The organism is uncultured Microbacterium sp. (assembly GCF_963521645.1).
In the GTDB taxonomy this organism is placed as follows: Bacteria; Actinomycetota; Actinomycetes; order Actinomycetales; family Microbacteriaceae; genus Microbacterium.
The window spans coordinates 1-3,434 of record NZ_CAUQVQ010000138.1; the positions used below are offsets into that span (position 1 = coordinate 1).

Annotated in this window: 3 protein-coding genes; 1 reads left to right on the forward strand and 2 read right to left on the reverse strand. The window is 69.5% G+C overall.

The window, feature by feature from the left end:
• Positions 1-237 precede the first annotated feature (237 nt).
• On the reverse strand, positions 238-1,155 hold the full coding sequence (locus RWO82_RS15310) for a pirin family protein (RefSeq protein WP_314428392.1): 918 nt from the start codon (positions 1,153-1,155) through the stop codon (positions 238-240).
• Positions 1,155-1,472 carry a GNAT family N-acetyltransferase gene (locus RWO82_RS15315; protein ID WP_314428390.1) on the reverse strand — a complete coding sequence of 106 codons (318 nt, stop codon included), beginning with the start codon at positions 1,470-1,472 and terminating at the stop codon, positions 1,155-1,157. The genes RWO82_RS15310 and RWO82_RS15315 overlap by 1 nt, the downstream gene beginning before the upstream one ends.
• Positions 1,473-1,563: 91 nt before the next feature.
• Here RWO82_RS15315 and recQ point away from each other — a divergent pair.
• Positions 1,564-3,434, forward strand: a 1,871-nt coding sequence (gene recQ / locus RWO82_RS15320; RefSeq protein WP_314428391.1) for a DNA helicase RecQ, incomplete at its 3' end; no start/stop codon positions are given.

The window sequence follows — 3,434 nt, forward strand, 5'->3', positions numbered from 1 at the left end:
CGTCGTCCTCGCTCAACGACCGGGGTCTGCGTGTTCGGTCGTTGAGCGAGCAGCGGAGCAGCGAGTCGAAACGGGGTGGGTGTGCGGGATCGGCTCACTGCGTTTCGTCTCGGTCGACTGCGTCGTCCTCGCTCAACGACCGGGGGGACTGCGAGCAGCGAAGCAGCGGGACGAAACGGGGTATCACTGCGTTTCGTCTCGGTCGACTTCGTCGCTCGACGACCGGGGGAGGGTGCGTCAGATCTTCCGGCCGCGTGGCATGAGACGCACGTCGGGGAGAGGGGGCGCGGGAATGCGGATGTCGTGACCGTCGACGACTCCGAAGCGATCGGATGCCGCCTCCCAGTCCGCACGTGCCTCGACGATCTCGTCATGTGTGCGGCCCGCGAAGTTCCACCACATCACGATCTCGTTCTCGAACGGCTCACCGCCGATCAGGAACAGCAGTGCCCCCTGGGCGCTGTACACCTCGACGAACTCCCTCGAGTCGCCGAGGTAGAGCATCTCGTTCCGGGGCATCGCGTGCGTCGCGACGGTCGCATCGCACTCGACCAGCATCAGGGCGTGCTCCCACTCCGGCCGCAGCGGCAGCCGCACTCGGGTGCCGGCCGGCACCGAGATCTCTGCGCCGACGATCGGCGTGTACACGGTCGCGGGCGATACGGCCCCCGCGAACTCCCCGAGGACGACGACGCCCGTGGCATCCTCCCCCGCATCGGCGGAAAGCGTCACCTGCGGCAGCTCGGTGTGCCGCTCGAAGCCTCCCGACCCGTGCCGCGCGCTCTCGGGGAGCACGACCCAGAACTGCAGCGCGTCGAGGGGGATCGGGTCGTCGCCGATCGAGTACTCGGAATGCGAGATGCCGTTGCCGGCCGTCATCAGGTTCAGCTGGCCCCTGCGCAGGTCGGCGTCGCTGCCGAGCGAATCGCGGTGACGGATCTCGCCGACCAGCGGCCATGTGACGGTCTGCAGGCCGATGTGCGGGTGCGGTTCGACACGCATGCGGGTGTCGGCCGGGCCGAACCGATCGAGGAAGCACCACGCTCCGATGGTCGGGAGGTTGCGGTGCGGGAGCACACGCAGCACGTTCATGCCGCGCACCCCGCCGAGGGGCACCTCGCGGGGCTCCAGCACGATGCGTCGTTCTCCGATCATCATGCCTCCGTCGTGGCCTCACCGGGACGCTGGGGCCAGCGGATCTCCGCGCCCGGGATCTCGTGGGTCGTGAGGTACTTGGCGATGTACGGGCACAGCGGCACGATCGCGTCACCGGACGCCGCGGCATCCGTCAGCGCGCGCTCGGCGAGGATGCCGGCGAGGCCCTGTCCCTGGAACGCGGGGTCGAGCTCGGTGTGGATGAAGCGGATCGCGCCGGGGCGCAGCTGGTACTCGGCATAGCCGGCGAGGTTTCCGTCGGTGCGGATCTCATAGCGGGACTCGTCGTCGTTGCGGGTGACGGTGATGTCGGTCATCGGAGCTCCTTCGGGCGTCTTGCCACCAACCTACGCCCGTGGAGTCTCCACAGGCGCGGCCGACGTCGGCCGGGGTCGTTACGCTGGAGGGATGCCGCAGACCCCCCGTGATCCGTACGAGGATCTGCCCTACGCCGACGAGCCGTGGGACGGCGCGGGGTGGGAGCCCTCCGAGCCTCCCGAGCCCATGGACTGGGAGCCTCAGGGGGCGGGCTACGAGCCTCCTCTCGACTGGGGTCAGGGCCCGGTGACGCCGGTGCAGCCACGGTCGTCCGCGCCCCGGGCGAGCGCGACGACGGTGCGGCACGCCGCCCCCGGGCGCTACCCCACTGCTGGCGAGGCGCTGCACACGGTGTTCGGCTACGACGAGTTCCGCGGCGACCAGGCCGCGATCGTCGAGCACGTCATCGGCGGCGGAGATGCCGTCGTCCTCATGCCGACCGGTGGGGGAAAGAGCGTCACCTACCAGGTGCCCGCGCTCGTGCGCGAAGGCACGGGTCTCGTGATCAGCCCGCTGATCGCACTGATGCACGACCAGGTCGACGCACTCCGGGCGAACGGCGTCAACGCCGCGTACCTCAACTCCACCCAGGGGATCGAGGAACGCCGCGAGGTCGAGCGCGCGTACGTCGCCGGTGAGCTCGACCTCATCTACGTCGCACCCGAGAGGCTGTCGTCGGCGCAGACGACGTCGTTGCTGCAGCGCGGCACACTCAGTGTCATCGCGATCGACGAGGCGCATTGCGTGTCGCAGTGGGGCCACGACTTCCGTCCCGACTATCTCGCGCTGGGCGATCTGGGCGAGAGGTTCCCGGGGGTCCCCCGCATGGCGCTCACGGCGACCGCCACCCGCGCGACGCACAAGGAGCTCACCGAGCGGCTGCGGCTCGACGGCGCCGAGCATTTCGTCGCCAGCTTCGACCGCCCGAACATCCAGTACCGCATCGTGCCCAAGGTCGATCCCCGCAAGCAGCTGGTCTCGTTCATCCGTGCGCAGCCCGAGGGGTCGGTCGGCATCGTCTACGCGCTCAGTCGCAAGTCGGTCGAGCAGACGGCCGCCTATCTCGCGGCGCAGGGCTTCGACGCACTGCCGTACCACGCGGGTCTCCCCGCCGAGGTGCGAGCGAAGAACCAGTCGCGGTTCCTGCGTGAAGACGGCGTGGTGATGGTCGCGACCATCGCGTTCGGCATGGGCATCGACAAGCCCGACGTGCGCTTCGTCGCGCACATCGATCTGCCGAAGTCCGTCGAGGGCTATTACCAGGAGACCGGCCGTGCGGGTCGCGACGGCGAGCCGTCGATCGCGTGGATGGCCTACGGCCTGGGCGATGTGGTGCAGCAGCGTCGCATGATCGACCAGAGCCCCGGCGATCGCACCTTCAAGATGCGCCTCGGGCAGCACCTCGACGCGATGCTCGCTCTGTGCGAGACGGTCGAGTGCCGTCGCCAGAATCTCCTCGGCTACTTCGGGCAGGACTCGCAGCCGTGCGGCAACTGCGACACCTGCCTCGAGAATCCCGAGACCTTCGACGGACTGATCCCCGCGCAGAAGCTCCTCTCGACCATCGTGCGACTCCAGCGCGAGCGCAACCAGGCATTCGGGGCCGGCCACCTGATCGACATCCTGCGGGGGGCGTCGACCGAGCGCATCCGACAGCAGGGCCACGACAAGCTCGCGACCTACGGCATCGGGGCCGATCTGTCCGACCAGGACTGGCGCAGTGTCGTGCGTCAGCTGCTCGCGCGGGGTGTTCTCGTGGCTCAGGGCGACTACGGCACGTTGGCGCCGGGCGCGCAGGCCGGGGGAGTGCTGAAGGGCGACACCCCCGTCCCCCTGCGCAAAGACACCATCGGGCGGCCGGCATCGTCTCCGCGTGCTCGCAAGGCCAGCGCTGCGGACGCTCTCGACGCGGCCGACCGTGAGCTCTTCGAGGCGCTGCGCGCCTGGCGCGCCGAGACGGC

Bases quoted from the DNA above. Each gene is read 5' to 3' on its own strand.
- RWO82_RS15310 (WP_314428392.1), bottom strand. From the start codon at position 1,155: ATGATCGGAGAACGACGCATCGTGCTGGAGCCCCGCGAGGTGCCCCTC.
- RWO82_RS15315 (WP_314428390.1), bottom strand. From the start codon at position 1,472: ATGACCGACATCACCGTCACCCGCAACGACGACGAGTCCCGCTATGAG.